The organism is Klebsiella sp. CN_Kp097, from assembly GCF_040064495.1.
In the GTDB taxonomy this organism is placed as follows: Bacteria; Pseudomonadota; Gammaproteobacteria; order Enterobacterales; family Enterobacteriaceae; genus Klebsiella; species Klebsiella aerogenes.
On record NZ_JBEAIL010000007.1, the window covers coordinates 785,580 to 805,114 of the forward strand.

The window sequence follows — 19,535 nt, forward strand, 5'->3', positions numbered from 1 at the left end:
AGAACCAGGATTCGTGTATGACGGCGAAAACAGCACCTAAAATTACCTTATGGGAGTTTTTCCAGCAGTTAGGAAAAACCTTTATGTTGCCCGTGGCGTTGCTCTCGTTTTGCGGGATCATGCTGGGGATCGGCAGCTCGTTAAGCAGCCACGATGTGATTACGCTGCTGCCGTGGCTGAACGTGCCGCTGCTGCAGGCGATTTTTGTCTGGATGAGTAAAGTCGGCTCCTTCGCTTTTAGCTTCCTGCCGGTCATGTTCTGTATCGCCATTCCGCTCGGCCTGGCGCGTGAAAACAAAGGCGTCGCCGCTTTCGCGGGCTTTGTCGGCTACGCGGTAATGAACCTCGCGGTCAACTTCTGGTTGACGGCGAAAGGCATCCTGCCGACCACCGACGCGGCGATCCTCAAGGCCAACAACATCCAGAATATTATCGGTATTCAGTCGATCGACACCGGGATCCTCGGGGCGGTGATCGCCGGGATTATCGTCTGGATGCTGCACGAACGCTTCCACAACATCCGTCTGCCGGATGCGCTGGCCTTCTTTGGCGGCACGCGCTTTGTGCCGATCGTTACCACCGTGGTGTTAGGCCTGGTCGGGCTGGTCATTCCGCTGGTGTGGCCGGTGTTCGCGATGGGTATCAACGGACTGGGCCACGTTATCAATAGCGCCGGCGATTTTGGCCCGATGATCTTCGGTACCGGAGAACGCCTGCTGCTGCCGTTCGGCCTGCATCATATTCTGGTGGCGCTGATCCGCTTTACCGAAGCGGGCGGCACCATGGACGTTTGCGGCCACAGCGTTAGCGGCGCGCTGACCATCTTCCAGGCGCAGCTGAGTTGCCCGACGACGCACGGCTTCTCTGAAAGTGCGACCCGCTTCCTGTCGCAGGGTAAAATGCCCGCCTTCCTCGGCGGCCTGCCCGGCGCGGCGCTGGCGATGTACCACTGCGCTCGTCCGGAAAACCGTCATAAAATTAAAGGGCTGCTCATTTCCGGCGTCATTGCCTGCGTGGTCGGCGGTACCACTGAGCCATTGGAATTCCTGTTCTTGTTCGTCGCGCCGGTACTGTACGTCATCCACGCCCTGCTGACCGGCCTTGGTTTCACTATCATGGCGGTACTTGGCGTCACCATCGGCAACACCGACGGCAACATTATCGACTTCGTGGTGTTTGGCATCCTGCACGGTCTGGCGACCAAATGGTATATGGTGCCGGTTGTCGCTGCCATCTGGTTCGCGGTGTACTACGGTATCTTCCGTTTCGCCATCACCCGCTTCAATCTGAAAACGCCGGGCCGCGATATAGAAACTGCGGCCAACATCGAAAAAGCGGTTGCCGGAACGATTGGCAAATCAGGTTATAACGTGCCGGCGATTCTGGCCGCGCTCGGCGGTGCTGATAATATTGTCACGCTCGATAACTGTATTACCCGCCTGCGCCTGTCGGTGAACGACATGAGCAAAGTCGATACCGCCGCGTTAAAAGCCAACCGCGCAATCGGCGTGGTCCAGCTTAACGATCACAACCTGCAGGTGGTCATCGGCCCACAGGTTCAGTCGGTAAAAGATGAAATGGCCACCCTGATGAATACCGTTCAGGCCTAAACATACGCCCCCTCTCACCCGGAGGGGGCTCTCGCGAAGGACGTTCAGATGTTTGATTTTGCCACACCAGTTGACCGCCACGGGACCTGGTGCACCCAATGGGACTATGTTGCCGACCGTTTCGGCGCCGCCGACCTGCTGCCGTTCACTATCTCCGATATGGATTTCGCTACCGCCCCTTGCATTATCGACGCCGTCAGCCAGCGACTGGCGCACGGCGTTTTTGGCTATAGCCGCTGGAAAAATGACGAGTTTCTCGGCGCCATCAGCCACTGGTTCGCCAGCCGTTTTCATAGCCCCATTGACCACGAGGCCATCGTTTACGGCCCGTCGGTTATCTATATGGTGGCCGAAATGATTAGGCAATGGTCCAATTCGGGCGACGGCATCGTGGTCCATACCCCGGCTTACGACGCGTTTTACAAAACTATCGACGGCAACCAGCGCCGCATTGCCCCGGTGGCGCTCAAGCTTGATGAGGGTGAGTGGCGCTGCGACATGAACGAACTGGAAGCCGCGCTCGCCCGTCCCGACAACCGCATTTTGCTGCTATGCAGCCCGCATAACCCGACGGGCAAAGTCTGGAGCCGCGACGAACTGACCACCATGGCGCAGCTGTGCGCGAAGCATAACGTCCGGGTTATTAGCGATGAAATTCATATGGATATGACCTGGGGCGAACACCGTCATACCCCCTGGTGCGCCGTTGCGCAGGGCCCCTGGGCGCTGTTCACCTCGGGTTCAAAAAGCTTCAATATCCCGGCATTTACCGGCGCCTATGGGCTCATCGCCGATACTGCTTCGCGCGATGGCTATCTGCAAGCGCTGAAAGGTCGCGATGGTCTCTCATCACCTTCGGTTCCGGCGCTGGTCGCGCATATCGCCGCCTATCGTCAGGGCGCGCCCTGGCTGGATGCGTTACGCGATTATCTGCAGGAAAACATGCGCTATATCGCCGGGCAGCTGAATCAGGCCTTCCCGCAGCTACGCTGGCAGCCGCCGCAGGCCACCTATCTGGCATGGATCGATCTGCGCCCGCTCGGCGTCGACGACCGTGCGCTGCAACGCGCGCTAATTGAAGAGCAAAAAGTCGCGATTATGCCGGGTTATACCTATGGCGAAGAGGGTAATGGTTTCATCAGGCTAAATGCCGGCTGCCCGCGGGAGAAGCTTGAGAAAGGGGTGCAAGGATTGATTGCCGCTCTGCGGTCATTACGCCCTGACTTAAAATAATTTTGATATATCTCAAAACTTTTTTAACCACGGAGGAGTATTAAAACAGCGCTGAACTATCACGTCCGAATGACAATGCAGAGGAGGAAATGATGAAAACCTACGATCGTAACCGTAATGCTATTGATGCCGGCAGCCGGGTCATGGTGGCCGACAGCGGCGCGACGGGAGTGATTAAGGCCATTCATGGCGCTAATAAAAACAGCGAACAGCTGCGCCGCAGTAACTGCGTAGAATTAGACGGTAGTCATGAATTGTATTGCCCATTGAATCTTATTCGCCTGGGCTTTAATTAATTCCGGCGTTGTTGATTTAAGGCCGCCCTGACTGGCGGCCTTTTTCATGAGGCATTCTTCCCGCTTTTGATCTCGTCGAGTGATTCTCAAAGCTAAGCGGCGTATTATCGCGGCTCTTCACGCCCTTTCGGGGCGAATTACCTTCTGAGTTCAGAGGCATTTCTATGACATGGCAACAATTCAAACAAGCCTGGTTAATCAAATTTTGGGCGCCTGCGCCCGCGGTGATCGCCGCCGGTATTCTTTCTACTTACTATTTTGGCATTACCGGTACTTTCTGGGCAGTCACCGGCGAATTTACCCGCTGGGGCGGCCAACTACTGCAGTTGATGGGCATCCCGGCCGAAAACTGGGGTTACTATCAATTAATCCATCTCGAAGGCACGCCGTTAACGCGTATCGACGGTATGATGATCCTTGGCATGTTTGGCGGCTGCCTGGCCGCCGCGCTGTGGGCGAATAACGTCAAGTTGCGGATGCCGCGTAGCCGCATCCGCATTTTCCAGGCCCTGGCCGGCGGGATTATTGCCGGCTTCGGCGCCCGGCTGGCAATGGGCTGTAATCTGGCGGCCTTCTTTACCGGGATCCCACAGTTTTCCCTGCACGCATGGTTCTTCGCCATCGCCACCGCCATCGGGACCTGGTTCGGCGCGCGCTTTACGCTGCTGCCTGTTTTCCGTATCCCGGTCAAAATTGAGAAAGTCTCCGCGGCCTCACCGTTAACTCAAAAACCCGCGCAGGCCCGCCGCCGCTTTCGTCTGGGAATGCTGGTATTTTTCGCTATGATCGGTTGGGGGCTACTGACAGCCGCCAATCAGCCTAAATTGGGTCTGGCCCTGCTGTTCGGCGTTGCTTTTGGCCTGCTCATCGAACGGGCGCAAATCTGTTTCACCTCCGCCTTTCGCGATATGTGGGTGACCGGGCGCACCTATATGGCGAAAGCGATCATCTTCGGGATGGCGGCCAGCGCCATCGGTATCTTTAGCTATGTACAGCTCGGCATGGAGCCCAAAATCATGTGGGCCGGGCCGAACGCGGTGATTGGCGGCCTGCTGTTCGGTTTCGGCATCGTGCTGGCCGGTGGCTGTGAAACCGGCTGGATGTATCGCGCCGTTGAAGGTCAGGTTCATTATTGGTGGGTCGGGTTAGGCAACGTTATCGGCTCCACCCTGCTGGCTTACTTCTGGGATGATTTATCGCCGGCGCTTGCCACCCACTGGGATAAGATTAACCTGCTGACGACCTTTGGTCCGTTCGGCGGCCTGCTTATCACCTACCTGCTGCTATTTATCGCGCTGATGTTGGTCATCGCCTGGGAAAAACACTTCTTTCGCCAGAAAAACACTTCGGCGACCCGTATTAAGGAAACCGCATGAAAGAGATCGTTCCTGATTACCGCCTCGATATGGTTGGTGAACCTTGCCCCTACCCGGCCGTGGCCACGCTTGAAGCGATGCCGGCACTCAAAAAAGGGGAAATACTTGAAGTGGTGAGCGACTGTCCGCAGTCAATCAACAACATCCCGCACGATGCTAAAAATCACGGCTATACCGTGCTGGATATTCAGCAGGATGGGCCGACGATCCGCTATCTGATTCAAAAATGACGCGAAGGGCCGGTAGCGCGCTACCGGCTGTCATTACTTGCCCGCCATCCAGCGCCGATAACGTTTAGCCTGCCGTTTTGCTGTCAGTTGCGCCGTCAGCAGCGCCCACAGCGGTGAGACCTGTGGCCGCACCGCGCGGTGGCGGCTTAGCCGCTGCAGCTGATATTTCACCGCCGCCATATGCGCGGTGGCGGCAATAGCCTTGTTCTTCCAGTTACCCTGACGCAGCAGTGGCGCATCATACTCCCCCTCACGCCAGTACTGCGGCAAGCCGGGGACTATCGCCATTGCCGTAGCGATGCCCACCAACGCAATCCCGCTATTCACTACCCTCTCCGCCACTTCACGCCGCCGCACGCCGCCGGTAACCATTAAAGGAATCGTCGCGACGTCGGCAATTTGCTCGGCAAACTGCAGGAAATAGGCTTCCCGCGCCAGCGTCCGTTCATCGCGCATGGCGCCCATCATCGCCGGCGCTTCGTAGCTGCCGCCGGAAAGTTCGACCAGATCGACGCCGCTTTCCGCCAGCAGTTGCACCACCGTCTTCGCATCGTTAATCGAAAAGCCGCCGCGCTGGAAATCTGCTGAATTGAGTTTAACCACCACGGTAAAACCCGCCGCCACCGTCTCGCGAACGCCGCGCACAATATCCAGCAGTAAACGGGCGCGATTTTCAATGCTCCCGCCATACCGATCGGTGCGCTGGTTACTGAGCGGCGAGAGGAACTGGCTCAGCAAATAGCCGTGGGCGGCATGGATTTCGACGCCGTGAAATCCGGCGCGCTCCGCTAACCGGGAAGTGGTGATGAACCGTCGTGTCACGTCGGCGATATCCTTATCATTCATCGCCCGCGGCAGGCGAAAGCGTGAAGACTGCGAGCCAAGATCCAGCGCCAGCGCCGAAGGGGCCAGCGTCTCCTGCCCAAGGCCACCGGGCATCTGCCGCCCAGGATGGTTTATCTGCATCCACACCTGTGCACCCTTCGATCGCGCCGCCTGCGACCAGGCGCGGAACTTATCCAGATGCCGTTCATCTTCCAGCACCACGCCTGCCGGGCCGGTCATCGCCCGGGCGTCCACCATCACATTACCGGTAATAATCACCCCGGCGCCGCCCTGCGCCCAGGCCTGATAAAGGGTGAGTAATTCCGTTGACGGCGCATGATCGGCATCGGCCATATTTTCTTCCATCGCCGCTTTAGCGATGCGGTTGTTAATGACCACGCCAGAGGCCAGTCGCAGAGGAGTAAAGAGGGTCATGTCAGGGCTCCAGTCAGTGAACTGGACAAACCATAACCTTAAAGTTAAGTTTAAGGTCAAGCAGCTTATGAGGAATAAAAATGAACATCGGAACTCTGGCAAAACGCAGCGGCCTGGCGCCTTCGCGGATCCGTTATTACGAGCGCGCGGGGATCCTCAAAACCGTGCAGCGTAAAGCCAATGGCTATCGCAGCTATCCGGAAGAAACGCTGGTGGTGCTGGGGCTAATTACCACCGCTCAGGCAGCGGGTTTCAGCCTCGAAGAGATATCATCCCTGTTGCCGTCAGACCTCAATCACTGGGATCGACAAACGCTACTCACCACCCTGCAACAAAAAGTCGCGGATATCGAAAAGCTGGAACAGAAACTCGCGCACAGTAAAGCGCAACTGGTCAACGTTATCCATGAGATACAACAGAAGCCGGATGACATTGACTGCGCCGCGAATGCGCGGCGCGTATTAACTGAGGTGCTGGATGTACAGCACCAGACGGGGAAGGAAGAATAACTACCAGCCTTTCACCGCATCGCCTTTATACAATTCGTCGGCGGCGTTGGCGACTTCGTCGGTCTGGTAGGCTTTCACCAGATTCTTCACTTTTTCGCTGTCTTTATTATCTTCGCGGCTGGCGAAAATATTGACGTACGGCGAATTTTTATCCTCGATGAACAGACCATTGCGCGTCGGCGACAGGCCAATCTGGCTGGAGAACGTGGTATTTATGATAGCCATGGTCACCTGTTTATCATCCAGCGCACGGGTCAGCTGCGGTGCTTCAATCTCGACGATTTTCAGCTTCTTCGGGTTATTCACGATATCCAGCGCGGTTGGCAGCAGGCCAACCCCCTCTTTCAGAGTGATCAGCCCCTGCTGCTCCAGCAATAACAGAGAACGCCCAAGGTTGGTTGGGTCATTAGGCACCGCTACCTGGGCGCCGTCCGGAAGCTGTGAAATGGCGGTGATTTTCTTTGAATAAGCGGCAATCGGATAGACAAAAGTAGTACCAACATCTACCAGCTTATAGCCGCGCTCCTGGATCTGTTTATCAAGATAGGGTTTATGCTGGAAAGCATTGATATCGAGATCGCCATTATTCAGCGCCTCATTGGGCAGAACGAAATCATTAAAAGTCACCACTTCAACATCAAGGTTATATTTCTGTTTAGCGACTTTTTGCACCACCGCCCAGACTTGCTGATCGATACCCGCGCTAATCCCCACCTTAATATGATTAGGATCCTGATCTTTTGGCCCACAGCCCGCTAGCAGCAACGCGCTAACGAGGGCCAATGAATGAGTTAAACCTTTAAGTGAAAAAGCCATTTTCCCGGCGTCCTTTTAATATAGCCTGCTAACGATGGCAGGAATGTCAGTCCGGGACACTATATAAAAGCATCTTTCTAAGATTAAATACTGATTCACTATGACTAATAGCGAAACGCTATTGATAAGTCGCCACGCTGCTTATACTCACCCGCCAGTGGAACTGCTGATTTCTTGCGCTAAAGCAATACTTTGTAACACTTGAAACACTGTTCCAATACCATTACACACATTAAAATTAAGATTATATTATTAGCATTATAATAAATAGATAAGTGAACGTTTCGTATACATCAGCTGTATAGGAAGCCGTTTCGCACGCACACACGACCCACAAGGAAAATCATGGAGCTTCTGGATTTGCTCAGGACCATTTTTGAGCGAGTACGCACTGATGCGGATTTTATTTCATTTACTGAAGTACTTCTGGAGAACAATGTCTCTTATTACATCTATTTTGTCGCTACAGGGAATGTGAATTTTGTTATGTCATCAGATACTTTCGTTTCCCTGAAAAGCAACAGAAAGTTGTTGCGGGTTAATTCCCAGTCCTGCAGAGCGCTCACCCGAGATGCCGCCCGGCGCCACTTTAGCGGTATTACCACTTTTGATAACTATTGCGCCGAACTGGCAAATGCCGGGGTATTCAAGTGGGTGGTTGATCTCAATGAAAAAACGCGACACTACTGGTCAAAAGACAATACGTTATTGCATATGGAAAATATGATTCTCCCCTTTTAATCGCAGAAATTATTAAACGCTCATCCAGATATTCAGACGGCCCGGAAGTTAGTTTACGCTTGGGGCCGCTCAACACCTCAATTTGCGCAACAAAAAAGGGAAATGGCTTTCTATTTGCGCAAAAACAGACTTTGCACCAGCCATCTCCCTGTATCCATAGGATTTTTTCCGTACTTTTAAACGGTTACGCTACTGATGTATAATATCGTGCACTTCAACTAAAAAATGAGTGCGACCATGATTGATTCAGCTTTGCCTTTAACAGACATTCACCGCCATCTTGACGGCAACATCCGTGCCCAAACCATTCTCGATCTTGGCCGCCAGTTCAATATTACTCTCCCGGCAGATACCCTTGAAACGCTGCGTCCGCATGTGCAGGTCACCAGCAATGAACCAGACCTGGTTAGCTTCCTGGCGAAACTTGATTGGGGCGTGAAGGTGCTGGCTTCTCTGGAAGCCTGCCGCCGTGTTGCCTGGGAAAACGTTGAAGACGCCGCGCGCAACGGCCTGCACTACGTTGAACTGCGTTTTTCTCCGCGTTATATGGCGATGACCCATCAATTACCGGTCGCTGGCGTCGTCGAAGCGGTGATTGCCGGGGTACGCGAGGGCTGCCGTGATTTCGGCGTCGAAGCGCGTCTGATTGGCATCATGAGCCGCACCTTCGGCGAAGCGGCCTGTGAAGAGGAACTCGACGCCCTGCTGGCCCATCGCGATGGGATCACCGCGCTGGATCTGGCGGGCGACGAGCTGGGATTCCCCGGCGCGCTGTTTATGGATCATTTCCGTCGCGCGCGTGACGCGGGTTGGCGTATCACCGTCCACGCTGGTGAAGCCGCCGGGCCGGAAAGTATCTGGCAGGCCATTCGTGAACTGGGCGCCGAACGCATCGGTCACGGGGTGAAAGCCGTGCAGGATCCGAAGTTAATGGACTTCCTCGCCGCTGAACGTATTGGCATTGAATCCTGCCTGACGTCGAACATCCAGACCAGTACCGTCTCCTCACTGGCGCAGCACCCGCTGAAGACCTTCCTCGATCACGGCGTGCTGGCCTGCATTAACACCGATGATCCGGCGGTACAGGGGGTGGATATTATTCACGAGTACAATGTCGCCGCACCGGCGGCGGGCCTCAGCCGTGAGCAGATCCGTCAGGCGCAAATTAACGGTCTGGAACTGGCATTCCTCAGCCGTCAGGAAAAAGAGGCGCTGATCCAACGCGTGCTGCAGGCTAATTAAGCCAAAGCTCCGCCGCGCAGGCGGAGCATGCTGTTAAAACAGGCACAGCGCCGCCCGGTGCCGTGCCGATTCAATCCCTAATTCAATCAGCTCCATAATCTGAATCGCCTGGCTTGCAGGTACCGGATTTTCCCCGCTGCCGTTGAGCGCATCGCGGATCGCCGCATAATAAGCGGGATAGTTCCCGGGCAGCGTTAGCCAGGATTCCTCGACGCGCTCCTCGCCTTCAACGCGGGTCAATATGCCGTCGCGCATATCGTAGCCCCAATCCTCCTGCGGCAGTCGCTCGCCGCTTTTCAATCGCTCTTCCTGCGGATCGAGACCGTATTTTACATAGCTTCCTCGTGAACCATGGACGATATAACGCGCCGTTTCCGCCGCCGCCAGCAGCGTACTGTGCAAAATCACTCTCCGTTGCGGATAAACTAACACCGCGTGGAAATAATCCGTCGCCTGCGCACCGGGGCGCTGCTGCGCCAGATCGACGGCAATACTTACCGGTAGGCCAAACAGGTTGACCGCCTGATCCAGCAGATGGGGGCCTAAGTCATACCAGATACCGCTGCCAGGGCCACCCTGCTCACGCCAGCGGTCACGAACCTGCGGGCGAAAACGATCGAAATGTGATTCAAAATAACTGACCTCCCCCAAATCCCCTGCAGCAATCAAGGCCTTCAGCGTGAGAAAATCGCTATCCCAACGGCGATTATGGAACACCGATAACAGCCGCCCGCGGCTTCTGGCGATAGCATCCAACTCACGCGCCTGTGACAGTGTCACGGTAAAAGGTTTGTCAACAATGACATGTTTGCCCGCCTCCAGCGCCGCTCGCGCCAGCGGGAAATGAGTATCGTTGGGAGTTGGAATAACAATCAGATCGATATCAGGGTCAGCGTATAGCGAATTCGCGGAAGTCACCACCTGGGTCGCCGGCCAGTCCGCCAGCACTTTCTGCGCATCGCTACTGACCACGGTCGTCAGGGCCATGCCCGGCGTACCGGAAATCAATGGCGCGTGAAATGTCTTGCTTGCATAACCATAACCTATCAGCCCTACCCGTATAGCATCACTCATGACCTCATCCTCGTACGCAACCATGACTTCAACTATAAACCGCAATCTTCCGCTTATCCGTGCACGCTGTTTATCTTTGCGCCAGTTGCGCAATCTACGGGCGGTAATACTTGCGTTGTTTCCGCGGTTTAGTAACATTTCAATCCATTTTAACTTTCCGCTTTAGAATTATGACGACTGTTTTTACCCGCATTGTAGAACTTATTGGCTGGGTTGTTTTTGGCGTTTCGGCTGTGCTGTTGGTGGTTGCGCATCAAATTGATGATTACCAGTCCCCGCCTCCGGCCAGCACTGTACAGGCGAAATAACGGCAAAGAGTGATGCTCGCCGCAAATCTGCAACCGGTTTCAGAAACCGGTTGCAGATTTGTCGCGCCATTCAATACACTCTCTTTATCACTTGATAAGGAGTTTTTTTGATGGCCGCATTTCCGCAAGATTTTCTCTGGGGGGCAGCAACGGCCGCCTACCAGGTTGAAGGCGGGCACGATGCCGATGGCAAAGGCCCTTCTATTTGGGATATCTACTCGCACCAGCCGGGAACCACCTTTCAGGGCACCAATGGCGATATCGCCGTCGATCACTATCACCGCTTTCGTGAAGATGTCGCCCTGATGGCTGAAATGGGGCTCCAAAGCTACCGCTTTTCTATCTCCTGGCCTCGGTTATTGCCTCGTGGCCGTGGCGAAGTCAATGAACCAGGCGTGCAGTTTTACAGCGATCTGATCGACGAACTGCTGGCGCACAATATTGAACCGATGATCACCCTTTATCACTGGGATTTGCCCCAGGCATTGCAGGACGAAGGGGGTTGGGAGGCTCGCAGCACAGCGGAAGCCTTCGCCGAATACGCGCGACTGTGCTATCAGCGCTTCGGTTCCAGGGTCAAGCTGTGGGCAACCTTTAACGAAACCATTGTATTTATTGGCCACGGTTATATTAATGGCTGCCATCCACCGGCGGTACGCGACCCGGCTCGCGCCATCCAGGCTTGTCACCATGTCTTTATCGCCCACGCGCTGGCCGTTAAGACCTTCCGTGACATGAACATTAACGGCCAGATTGGTTTCGTTAACGTACTGCAGCCCCATACGCCGTTGACGCAAAGCGCCGAGGACATTGAGGCCACCGCGTTGGCCGATGCTATCCATACCCACTGGCTATACGATCCGGTACTCAAAGGCGCCTATCCAGACGCTTTACTTCAACAGGCTCAGGCGCTGTGGAACGTACCGCGCTTCGCACCGGGCGACGACGCGCTGCTCAAGGAAAACCGCTGCGATTTTATCGGCCTGAATTATTATCGTCGGGAGACGGTCTCCGCCACGCCGCAGGATGGTCCAGGCGTTGGCGAGTCCGGCGTGGATGGATTATTTTATTTTGTCCGCAATCCGCAAAGTACTTATACCGAATGGGGTTGGGAAATTTGGCCGCAGGGATTAACCGACGGCATCATGATGATAAAAGAGCGTTACGGCGATATCCCAATCTATATCACCGAAAATGGTTTGGGGGCGAAAGATCCGATTATTGACGGTGAAATAGTCGACGATCCGCGAATTGACTATTTGAGTAGCCACATTAATGCGCTGGAAAAGGCAATAGCATTAGGTGCGGATGTCCGCGGTTTTTACCCATGGTCCTTTATTGACCTGCTAAGCTGGCTCAACGGCTATCAGAAGCAGTATGGCTTTGTCTACGTCGATCACCAGCAGAACCGCGCTCGCAAACGAAAAAAGAGTTATTTCTGGTATCAAAACGTTATTGCCAGCCGAGGCGAACAGCGTTAATCTTCCCTCCCAGGCGCCGTCCGGCGCCTGATCTGGTTGTAGAATATTCTTAAATTTCTTTTTACGATGCCAGGATCCTAATCAGTTCTTGTTTTTAGTATTGGCAACCGAAATAATTCCGCCGGCCCATCAAGAAGGCGCTGTTAGTTGAAACACGGTTTACAGAAAATTGGTAATATTCGACTTAATTCCGATTATTAAATGGATACACAAATGACCGTACAGGATTATTTATTAAAATTCCGCAAAATTAGTTCGCTGGAAAGCCTGGAAAAACTTTTTGATCATCTTAACTATTCTCTCTCTGACACCAATGAAATCGTCAACATGTATCGCGCCGCCGATCACCGCCGCGCCGAGTTAGTCTCTGGTGGAAAACTGTTCGATGTAGGCCAGGTGCCGAAGTCGGTGTGGCGTTACGTGCAATAAAGACTGTTATCATTCACGCCAGTTGCTTATACTTCCCGCCCTGAAATTAACTAACTGGCGTTGAATCCGGGGGTTAGGATGTCCTCTCAATCTGCAGAACGTATCGGCGGATGGCTACTGGCGCCGCTGGCGTGGTTACTGCTCGCGTTGCTCAGCACCTCCTTATCATTAATACTGTACGCGAATGCGCTGATGGCGCCGCAGACCTGGGCATTGCTGAAAGCCATGAGCTTTGGCCATCTGGCGCTCTGGCTGGCTTCGCTGCTGTTCGCCGTCGCGATGTGGTATTATACCCTGTGGCTGACGATAGCGTTTTTCAAACGCCGCGCGGTGGTACCCAAACACTACATTATCTGGCTGCTTATTTCTCTGCTGCTGGCGATTAAGGCGTTCGCTTTTTCGCCGATTTCGGATCTTCTGGCCATGCGCCAGCTGCTGTTTCCGTTGCTCGCTGCGGCACTGTTTGCGCCCTATTTTCGACGCTCTGCGCGGGTTAAGCGGACCTTCGTCAATCCGTAATAACCACACAGTTCACCTGTTGTCGCCGGTATCGATTTATTCGATAATAGGCGGCTTTTTTTCGTTTCAGGTCCAATAATGGCTGATTATTTACTGCTCTTTGTCGGTACTGTCCTTGTTAATAACTTCGTGCTGGTGAAGTTTCTTGGATTGTGCCCGTTTATGGGGGTTTCCAAAAAGCTGGAAACCGCTATGGGGATGGGACTGGCCACTACCTTTGTGATGACGCTGGCCTCAATTTGCGCCTGGTTGATTGATACCTGGATCCTTATCCCGCTGAACCTTGTTTATCTGCGCACCCTGGCCTTTATCCTGGTCATCGCGGTGGTGGTGCAATTTACCGAGATGGTGGTACGTAAAACCAGTCCGGCGCTGTATCGCCTGCTGGGGATCTTCCTGCCGTTAATCACCACCAACTGCGCGGTGCTGGGCGTGGCATTGCTGAATATTAACCTCGGGCATAATTTCCTGCAGTCCGCGCTGTACGGTTTCGCCGCCGCCGTTGGTTTCTCGCTGGTAATGGTGTTATTCGCCGCGATTCGCGAACGTCTGGTGGTTGCCGATGTTCCCGCGCCGTTTCGCGGTAACGCGATTGCGTTGGTGACCGCTGGATTAATGTCGCTGGCATTTATGGGCTTTAGTGGTTTGGTGAAGTTGTAATGAGCGCTGTCTGGATAGCCGTGATCGCCATCAGCCTGCTCGGGCTGATTTTCGGCTTAATACTGGGGTACGCGTCGCGCCGTTTTGCGGTGGAAGACGACCCGGTGGTAGAAAAAATTGATGAGTTGCTGCCGCAAAGTCAATGCGGCCAGTGCGGCTTTCCTGGCTGCCGTCCCTACGCGGAAGCCGTGGGCACTCAGGGTGAAAAAATCAACCGCTGCGCCCCCGGCGGTGAAGCGGTCATGTTAAAAATCGCCGCATTATTGAACGTCGACCCGCAGCCTATTGACGGCGATGAGCAGCAGCAAGAGCCGGTTCGCATGTTGGCGGTGATTGATGAAGCCAACTGCATTGGCTGCACCAAATGTATTCAGGCCTGTCCGGTTGATGCCATCGTTGGCGCGACCCGCGCCATGCATACGGTGATGAGCGACCTGTGCACCGGCTGTAATCTCTGCGTTGCCCCCTGCCCGACTCAGTGTATTGACCTGCGTCCAGTCGCTCAGACCACCGAAACCTGGAAATGGGACCTGCAGGCCATCCCGGTACGCAATATTCCTGTGGAACAACATGTTTAAGTTATTTTCCGCTTTCCGAAAAGACAAGATCTGGGACTTCAACGGCGGTATTCATCCGCCGGAAATGAAAACTCAGTCCAACAGCACGCCGCTGCGTCAGGTTCCTCTGCCGCAGCGTTTTGTCATTCCGCTGAAGCAGCATATCGGTGCTGAAGGCGAACTGTGCGTAAAACCGGGTGACAAAGTTTTGCGCGGTCAGCCGTTAACCCGCGGCTTTGGCAGGATGCTGCCGGTTCATGCCCCGACTTCCGGAACGGTGACGGCTATTGCCCCCCATTCCACCGCCCACCCTTCCGCGCTGGCGGAACTCAGCGTTATTATCGACGCCGATGGCGAAGACTGCTGGATCGAGCGCGACGGCTGGAGCGACTACCACAACAAGTCGCGTGAAGAGCTGATCGAGCGTATTCACCAGTTTGGCGTCGCCGGACTCGGCGGCGCCGGCTTCCCCACGGGAACAAAACTGCGCGGCGGCGGCGATAAAATCGATACCCTGATTATCAATGCTGCAGAATGCGAACCCTATATCACCGCAGACGATCGCCTGATGCAGGATTGCGCGGCGCAGGTTGTTGAAGGGATCCGCATCCTTGCGCATATTCTGCAACCCAAACAGGTGCTGATTGGTATCGAAGATAACAAACCGCAGGCCATTTCCATGCTGCGCGCGGTGTTATCCGACGCCCACGGCATAGCGCTGCGGGTGATTCCAACCAAATATCCCTCCGGCGGCGCGAAGCAACTTACGCAAATTCTCACCGGTAAGCAGGTGCCGCATGGCGGCCGCTCCTCCGATATTGGCGTCCTGATGCAGAACGTTGGCACCGCTTATGCTGTTAAACGCGCGGTGATCGACGGCGAGCCGTTAACCGAGCGCGTCGTCACGTTGACTGGCGAAGCGATTAGCCGGCCGGGCAACGTTTGGGCGCGCCTGGGGACGCCGGTGCGCCATCTTCTGAGCGATGCCGGTTTCTGCGCCAGCGCCGAGCCGATGGTCATCATGGGCGGCCCGTTGATGGGCTTCACTCTGCCCTGGCTCGACGTTCCGGTCGTGAAAATCACTAACTGTCTGCTGGCTCCGTCGGTAACTGAGATGGGCGAAACACAGGAAGAGCAAGGCTGTATCCGCTGTAGCGCCTGCGCTGATGCCTGCCCGGCAGATCTCCTCCCCCAGCAGCTGTATTGGTTCAGTAAAGGCCAGCAGCACGACAAAGCCACTACCCATAACTTAGCCGACTGCATCGAATGCGGCGCCTGCGCCTGGGTCTGTCCGAGTAATATTCCGCTGGTGCAATATTTCCGCCAGGAAAAAGCGGAAATTGCCGCCATCCGTCAGGAAGAACAGCGCGCCGCCGAGGCGAAAGCTCGGTTTGAAGCGCGACAGGCGCGTCTTGAACGTGAAAAAGCCGCGCGCCAGGAGCGGCACAAAAAAGCAGCCGTACAACCGGCGGCGAAAGATCAGGATGCCATTAACGCCGCATTGGCCCGCGTGCGTGAAAAGCAGCGTGATGCGGCGCAGCCGATTGTTATTCAATCCGGCAGCAAACCAGATAACAGCGAAGCGATTGCCGCCCGCGAAGCGCGTAAAGCCGAGGCCCGGGCGCGCAAAGCTGAACAGCAAGCCGCTGTTGAATCGACAACCGAGGCGACCGATCCGCGTAAAGCCGCCGTTGAGGCCGCTATCGCCCGTGCCAAAGCGCGCAAAGCCGCGCAGCAGGTTGAAAACGCCGCTCCCTCTGCCGAAAGTGAAACTAACGCTGAAGCTGCGCCCACGGTCGATCCGCGCAAAGCCGCCGTTGAAGCCGCTATCGCTCGCGCCAAAGCGCGCAAAGCCGCGCACCAGGGTGAAAACGCCGCTCCCTCTGCCGAAAGTGAAACCACGGCTGAAGCTGCGCCAGCGGTCGATCCGCGTAAAGCCGCCGTTGAGGCCGCTATCGCCCGCGCCAAGGCGCGTAAAGCCGCCCAACAAGCAGAACAACAAACCGCGCCGGACGCCGCCAATGACGATCCGCGTAAAGCGGCCGTCGCGGCAGCTATCGCTCGCGTTCAGGCACGTAAAGCAACACAGCAGGCAGTTAACGAGGAATAAATGGTTTTCAGAATCGCAAGCTCCCCTTATACCCACAACCAGCGCCAGACCTCGCGAATTATGCTCCTGGTGCTGCTGGCGGCGATCCCTGGCATTGCCGTCCAGAGCTGGTTTTTCGGCTGGGGTACCCTGTTGCAGATTATCCTCGCGGCCTTCACCGCATGGGGAACCGAAGCGGCTATTCTCAAGTTGCGCAAACAGAATATCGCGGCAACCCTTGCGGATAACTCTGCCCTGCTGACCGGGCTGTTGTTGGCCGTGAGTATTCCGCCGCTGGCGCCGTGGTGGATGGTGGTGTTGGGCACCGCCTTTGCGGTGGTGATTGCCAAGCAACTGTACGGCGGATTAGGACATAACCCCTTTAACCCGGCAATGATCGGCTATGTCGTTCTGCTAATCTCTTTCCCGGTGCAGATGACCTCCTGGTTACCGCCGCACGAAATTGCCGCTCAGGTTCCTGGCTTTATGGATGCGCTGCAGGTCATTTTCAGCGGCCATACCGCTAGCGGCGGCGATATGAACAGCCTGCGCATGGGAATCGACGGTATCAGCCAGGCCACGCCGCTGGATACATTTAAGACTTCGCTTCATGCCGGGCACAGCGCAAAAGAGATCCTGCAATATCCAATTTACGGCGGCCAACTGGCTGGCCTTGGCTGGCAATGGGTTAACCTCGCCTGGCTGGCTGGCGGTCTGTTCCTGCTTTGGCAAAAAACCATTCGCTGGCATATCCCGGTGAGCTTCCTGCTAAGCCTTGCCGTCTGCGCCACTCTCGGCTGGATTTTCTCGCCGGAAAGCCTGGCATCGCCGCAAATGCATCTGCTTTCCGGCGCCACCATGCTCGGGGCGTTCTTTATCCTTACCGATCCGGTGACGGCATCCACCACCAACCGCGGACGCCTGATTTTCGGCGCGCTGGCAGGTTTACTGGTGTGGCTGATCCGCAGCTTCGGCGGTTATCCGGACGGCGTCGCCTTTGCCGTGCTGCTGGCGAATATAACCGTCCCATTGATTGACTACTACACGCGTCCGCGCGTGTATGGCCACCGTTAAGGAGTCGTCATGTTAAAAAGCATGCGTAAACACGGCATCACGCTGGCGCTCTTTGCCGCTGGCTCTACCGGACTAACGGCCGCCATCAATGAGTTAACCAAAAACACCATTGAGCAGCAGGCCGCGCTGCAGCAAAAGGCCCTGTTCGATCAGGTCCTGCCAGCGGAGAGTTATAATAACGACCTGCTGCAAAGCTGTTATCTGGTGACCGCGCCGCAGTTAGGCAAAGGTCAGCATAAAGTATGGATTGCAAAGCTGAACGATGCGCCGGTCGGCGCGGTGATGGAAGCCACGGCGCCAGATGGTTATTCCGGGGCGATTCAACTGCTGGTAGCAGCCGACTTTAAAGGCACCGTTCTCGGTTCACGTGTCACCGAGCATCATGAAACACCCGGGCTCGGTGATAAGATCGAACTGCGTATTTCTGACTGGATCACCCACTTCAGCGGCAAGGTTATCCATGGTCAAAATGATAGCCACTGGGCGGTGAAAAAAGACGGTGGCGATTTCGACCAATTCACCGGCGCGACCATTACCCCGCGCGCGGTGGTAAATGCCGTTAAACGCGCGGGTCTGTATGCGCAAACGCTGCCCGCGCAGATCCCTGAATTCACCGCCTGCGGAGACTAAGCCATGAGCGAAGTAAAAGACGTCATTGTTCAAGGGTTGTGGAAGAATAACTCGGCGCTGGTTCAGCTGTTGGGTATGTGTCCCCTGCTTGCGGTTACCTCAACGGCTACCAATGCCCTGGGCCTCGGCCTGGCGACCACGCTGGTACTGACGCTAACCAACCTCACCATCTCCAGCCTGCGCCGCTGGACGCCGGCGGAGATCCGTATTCCGATCTACGTGATGATCATCGCCTCGGTAGTCAGCGTGGTACAAATGCTTATCAACGCCTACGCTTTCGGCCTGTATCAATCGCTGGGTATCTTCATTCCGCTTATCGTCACCAACTGTATCGTGGTGGGGCGCGCCGAAGCGTTCGCCGCCAAAAAAGGGCCGGCGCTGTCGGCGCTCGATGGTTTTTCCATTGGTATGGGCGCGACCTGTGCCATGTTTGTGCTGGGGTCGCTGCGCGAAATAATCGGCAATGGCACACTGTTTGATGGCGCCGATAGCTTATTAGGCAGTTGGGCGAAAGTCCTGCGCATCGAAGTTTTCCATACCGATACGCCGTTCCTGCTGGCGATGCTACCGCCGGGCGCTTTCATTGGCCTCGGTATGATGCTGGCGGTAAAATACCTCATTGATGAGCGTACTAAGCAGCGTAAGGCGAAAGCGGCGCAGGCCGTCTCCGTCGCCCCAACTGATGTGACAGGGAAAGCGTAAGATGAATAAAGCCAAACGCCTGGAGATCCTGACCAGGCTGCGGGACAACGACCCGCACCCAACGACCGAACTCAATTTCACCTCACCGTTCGAGCTACTTATAGCGGTGCTGCTGTCGGCGCAGGCCACCGATGTGAGCGTCAACAAAGCGACGGCGAAGCTCTATCCGGTCGCCAATACGCCGGCGGCGATGCTGGAGCTTGGCGTTGACGGCGTGAAGTCCTATATCAAGACCATTGGTCTGTTTAACAGTAAAGCCGAAAACGTCATCAAAACCTGCCGCATCTTACTGGAGAAACATAACGGTGAGGTGCCAGAGGACCGGGCGGCGCTGGAAGCGCTACCAGGAGTCGGACGTAAAACCGCTAATGTCGTGCTGAATACCGCCTTTGGCTGGCCGACTATCGCCGTCGACACCCATATCTTCCGCGTTTGCAATCGGACACAATTTGCTCCCGGCAAGAACGTTGAACAAGTCGAAGAAAAGTTGTTAAAGGTGGTGCCGGCGGAGTTTAAAGTTGACTGCCACCACTGGCTTATTCTTCACGGCCGTTACACTTGCATCGCGCGAAAACCGCGCTGTGGTTCCTGCCTGATTGAAGATTTGTGCGAGTATAAAGAGAAGGTAGAGTCCTGATTTCTGCATATCTTGTGAATATGACCGCTCCCCCCCCCGTAGTCGCCTTTTTCATCGTCGCC

22 protein-coding genes are annotated in these 19,535 nt (G+C 55.3%); 19 read left to right on the forward strand and 3 right to left on the reverse strand.

Going from position 1 to position 19,535, the window contains the following annotated elements; all coding sequences use genetic code 11:
- Window positions 1-17 precede the first annotated feature (17 nt).
- The 5 genes from malX (at window position 18) to yedF (ending at window position 4,745) form a co-directional block, all read left to right on the forward strand.
- Window positions 18-1,610 carry a maltose/glucose-specific PTS transporter subunit IIBC gene (gene malX, locus ABLV07_RS14165; protein WP_015705244.1) on the forward strand — a complete coding sequence of 531 codons (1,593 nt, stop codon included), beginning with the start codon at window positions 18-20 and terminating at the stop codon, window positions 1,608-1,610.
- 48 nt (window positions 1,611-1,658) lie between these two features.
- Window positions 1,659-2,843: a MalY/PatB family protein gene (locus tag ABLV07_RS14170; protein ID WP_015366837.1), complete on the forward strand. Its 1,185-nt coding sequence runs from the start codon at window positions 1,659-1,661 to the stop codon at window positions 2,841-2,843.
- A 92-nt stretch (window positions 2,844-2,935) separates the two neighbouring features.
- Complete coding sequence (ydfZ, locus tag ABLV07_RS14175; RefSeq protein ID WP_015366838.1) at window positions 2,936-3,139, forward strand: putative selenium delivery protein YdfZ; 204 nt, start codon at window positions 2,936-2,938, stop codon at window positions 3,137-3,139.
- Between the two features lie 164 nt (window positions 3,140-3,303).
- Complete coding sequence (gene yedE, locus ABLV07_RS14180; RefSeq protein ID WP_015366839.1) at window positions 3,304-4,515, forward strand: selenium metabolism membrane protein YedE/FdhT; 1,212 nt, start codon at window positions 3,304-3,306, stop codon at window positions 4,513-4,515.
- The gene (yedF, locus tag ABLV07_RS14185; RefSeq protein ID WP_015366840.1) at window positions 4,512-4,745 is read left to right on the forward strand and encodes a sulfurtransferase-like selenium metabolism protein YedF; all 234 of its coding nucleotides are present in this window, start codon (window positions 4,512-4,514) and stop codon (window positions 4,743-4,745) included. Before yedE ends, yedF begins: the two co-directional genes overlap by 4 nt.
- A gap of 33 nt (window positions 4,746-4,778) precedes the next feature.
- Here yedF and ABLV07_RS14190 read toward each other — a convergent pair whose 3' ends face one another.
- The gene (locus ABLV07_RS14190) at window positions 4,779-6,005 is read right to left on the reverse strand and encodes an NADH:flavin oxidoreductase/NADH oxidase family protein (RefSeq protein WP_015366841.1); all 1,227 of its coding nucleotides are present in this window, start codon (window positions 6,003-6,005) and stop codon (window positions 4,779-4,781) included.
- Between the two features lie 80 nt (window positions 6,006-6,085).
- Between ABLV07_RS14190 and ABLV07_RS14195 the strand changes: the two genes are divergently transcribed.
- On the forward strand, window positions 6,086-6,514 hold the full coding sequence (locus ABLV07_RS14195; RefSeq protein WP_015366842.1) for a MerR family transcriptional regulator: 429 nt from the start codon (window positions 6,086-6,088) through the stop codon (window positions 6,512-6,514).
- On the opposite strand, the gene metQ is transcribed toward ABLV07_RS14195, so the two are convergent.
- Window positions 6,515-7,330: a methionine ABC transporter substrate-binding lipoprotein MetQ gene (metQ, locus tag ABLV07_RS14200; RefSeq protein WP_032723062.1), complete on the reverse strand. Its 816-nt coding sequence runs from the start codon at window positions 7,328-7,330 to the stop codon at window positions 6,515-6,517. It lies immediately after the preceding gene.
- A gap of 345 nt (window positions 7,331-7,675) precedes the next feature.
- Between metQ and ABLV07_RS14205 the strand changes: the two genes are divergently transcribed.
- Together ABLV07_RS14205 and add are read left to right on the forward strand one after the other, a co-directional pair.
- Window positions 7,676-8,071: a DUF1398 domain-containing protein gene (locus tag ABLV07_RS14205; protein WP_015366844.1), complete on the forward strand. Its 396-nt coding sequence runs from the start codon at window positions 7,676-7,678 to the stop codon at window positions 8,069-8,071.
- Between the two features lie 237 nt (window positions 8,072-8,308).
- Window positions 8,309-9,313, forward strand: coding sequence for an adenosine deaminase (add, locus tag ABLV07_RS14210; protein WP_015366845.1), 1,005 nt, complete (start codon window positions 8,309-8,311; stop codon window positions 9,311-9,313).
- 33 nt (window positions 9,314-9,346) lie between these two features.
- On the opposite strand, the gene ABLV07_RS14215 is transcribed toward add, so the two are convergent.
- Window positions 9,347-10,387, reverse strand: a complete 1,041-nt coding sequence (locus ABLV07_RS14215) for an oxidoreductase (protein WP_015366846.1) — start codon at window positions 10,385-10,387, stop codon at window positions 9,347-9,349.
- 170 nt (window positions 10,388-10,557) lie between these two features.
- Here ABLV07_RS14215 and blr point away from each other — a divergent pair, with 170 nt between their 5' ends.
- The 11 genes from blr to nth all read left to right on the forward strand — a co-directional run bounded on the left by blr (window position 10,558) and on the right by nth (window position 19,473).
- Window positions 10,558-10,695, forward strand: a complete 138-nt coding sequence (gene blr, locus ABLV07_RS14220; RefSeq protein ID WP_015366847.1) for a division septum protein Blr — start codon at window positions 10,558-10,560, stop codon at window positions 10,693-10,695.
- A 110-nt stretch (window positions 10,696-10,805) separates the two neighbouring features.
- A complete protein-coding gene (locus ABLV07_RS14225; protein ID WP_015366848.1) occupies window positions 10,806-12,176 on the forward strand; it encodes a GH1 family beta-glucosidase in 1,371 nt (456 codons plus the stop codon).
- A gap of 213 nt (window positions 12,177-12,389) precedes the next feature.
- Complete coding sequence (gene ydgT, locus ABLV07_RS14230; protein WP_015366849.1) at window positions 12,390-12,605, forward strand: transcription modulator YdgT; 216 nt, start codon at window positions 12,390-12,392, stop codon at window positions 12,603-12,605.
- Window positions 12,606-12,683: 78 nt separating this feature from the next.
- Complete coding sequence (locus ABLV07_RS14235) at window positions 12,684-13,124, forward strand: DUF2569 domain-containing protein (RefSeq protein WP_015366850.1); 441 nt, start codon at window positions 12,684-12,686, stop codon at window positions 13,122-13,124.
- Window positions 13,125-13,202: 78 nt separating this feature from the next.
- Window positions 13,203-13,784 (forward strand): electron transport complex subunit RsxA, encoded by a 582-nt coding sequence (gene rsxA / locus ABLV07_RS14240; protein WP_015366851.1) that lies wholly within the window; start codon window positions 13,203-13,205, stop codon window positions 13,782-13,784.
- Window positions 13,784-14,362 (forward strand): electron transport complex subunit RsxB, encoded by a 579-nt coding sequence (gene rsxB / locus ABLV07_RS14245; protein WP_020078990.1) that lies wholly within the window; start codon window positions 13,784-13,786, stop codon window positions 14,360-14,362. Before rsxA ends, rsxB begins: the two co-directional genes overlap by 1 nt.
- A complete protein-coding gene (gene rsxC / locus ABLV07_RS14250; RefSeq protein WP_348853263.1) occupies window positions 14,355-16,451 on the forward strand; it encodes an electron transport complex subunit RsxC in 2,097 nt (698 codons plus the stop codon). The genes rsxB and rsxC overlap by 8 nt, the downstream gene beginning before the upstream one ends.
- A complete protein-coding gene (rsxD, locus tag ABLV07_RS14255) occupies window positions 16,452-17,504 on the forward strand; it encodes an electron transport complex subunit RsxD (RefSeq protein ID WP_015366854.1) in 1,053 nt (350 codons plus the stop codon).
- A 9-nt stretch (window positions 17,505-17,513) separates the two neighbouring features.
- The gene (rsxG, locus tag ABLV07_RS14260) at window positions 17,514-18,134 is read left to right on the forward strand and encodes an electron transport complex subunit RsxG (RefSeq protein ID WP_015366855.1); all 621 of its coding nucleotides are present in this window, start codon (window positions 17,514-17,516) and stop codon (window positions 18,132-18,134) included.
- A 3-nt stretch (window positions 18,135-18,137) separates the two neighbouring features.
- Complete coding sequence (locus ABLV07_RS14265) at window positions 18,138-18,836, forward strand: electron transport complex subunit E (RefSeq protein WP_015366856.1); 699 nt, start codon at window positions 18,138-18,140, stop codon at window positions 18,834-18,836.
- 1 nt (window position 18,837) lies between these two features.
- Window positions 18,838-19,473, forward strand: coding sequence for an endonuclease III (gene nth / locus ABLV07_RS14270; protein WP_015705230.1), 636 nt, complete (start codon window positions 18,838-18,840; stop codon window positions 19,471-19,473).
- The last annotated feature ends 62 nt before the right edge of the window (window positions 19,474-19,535 follow it).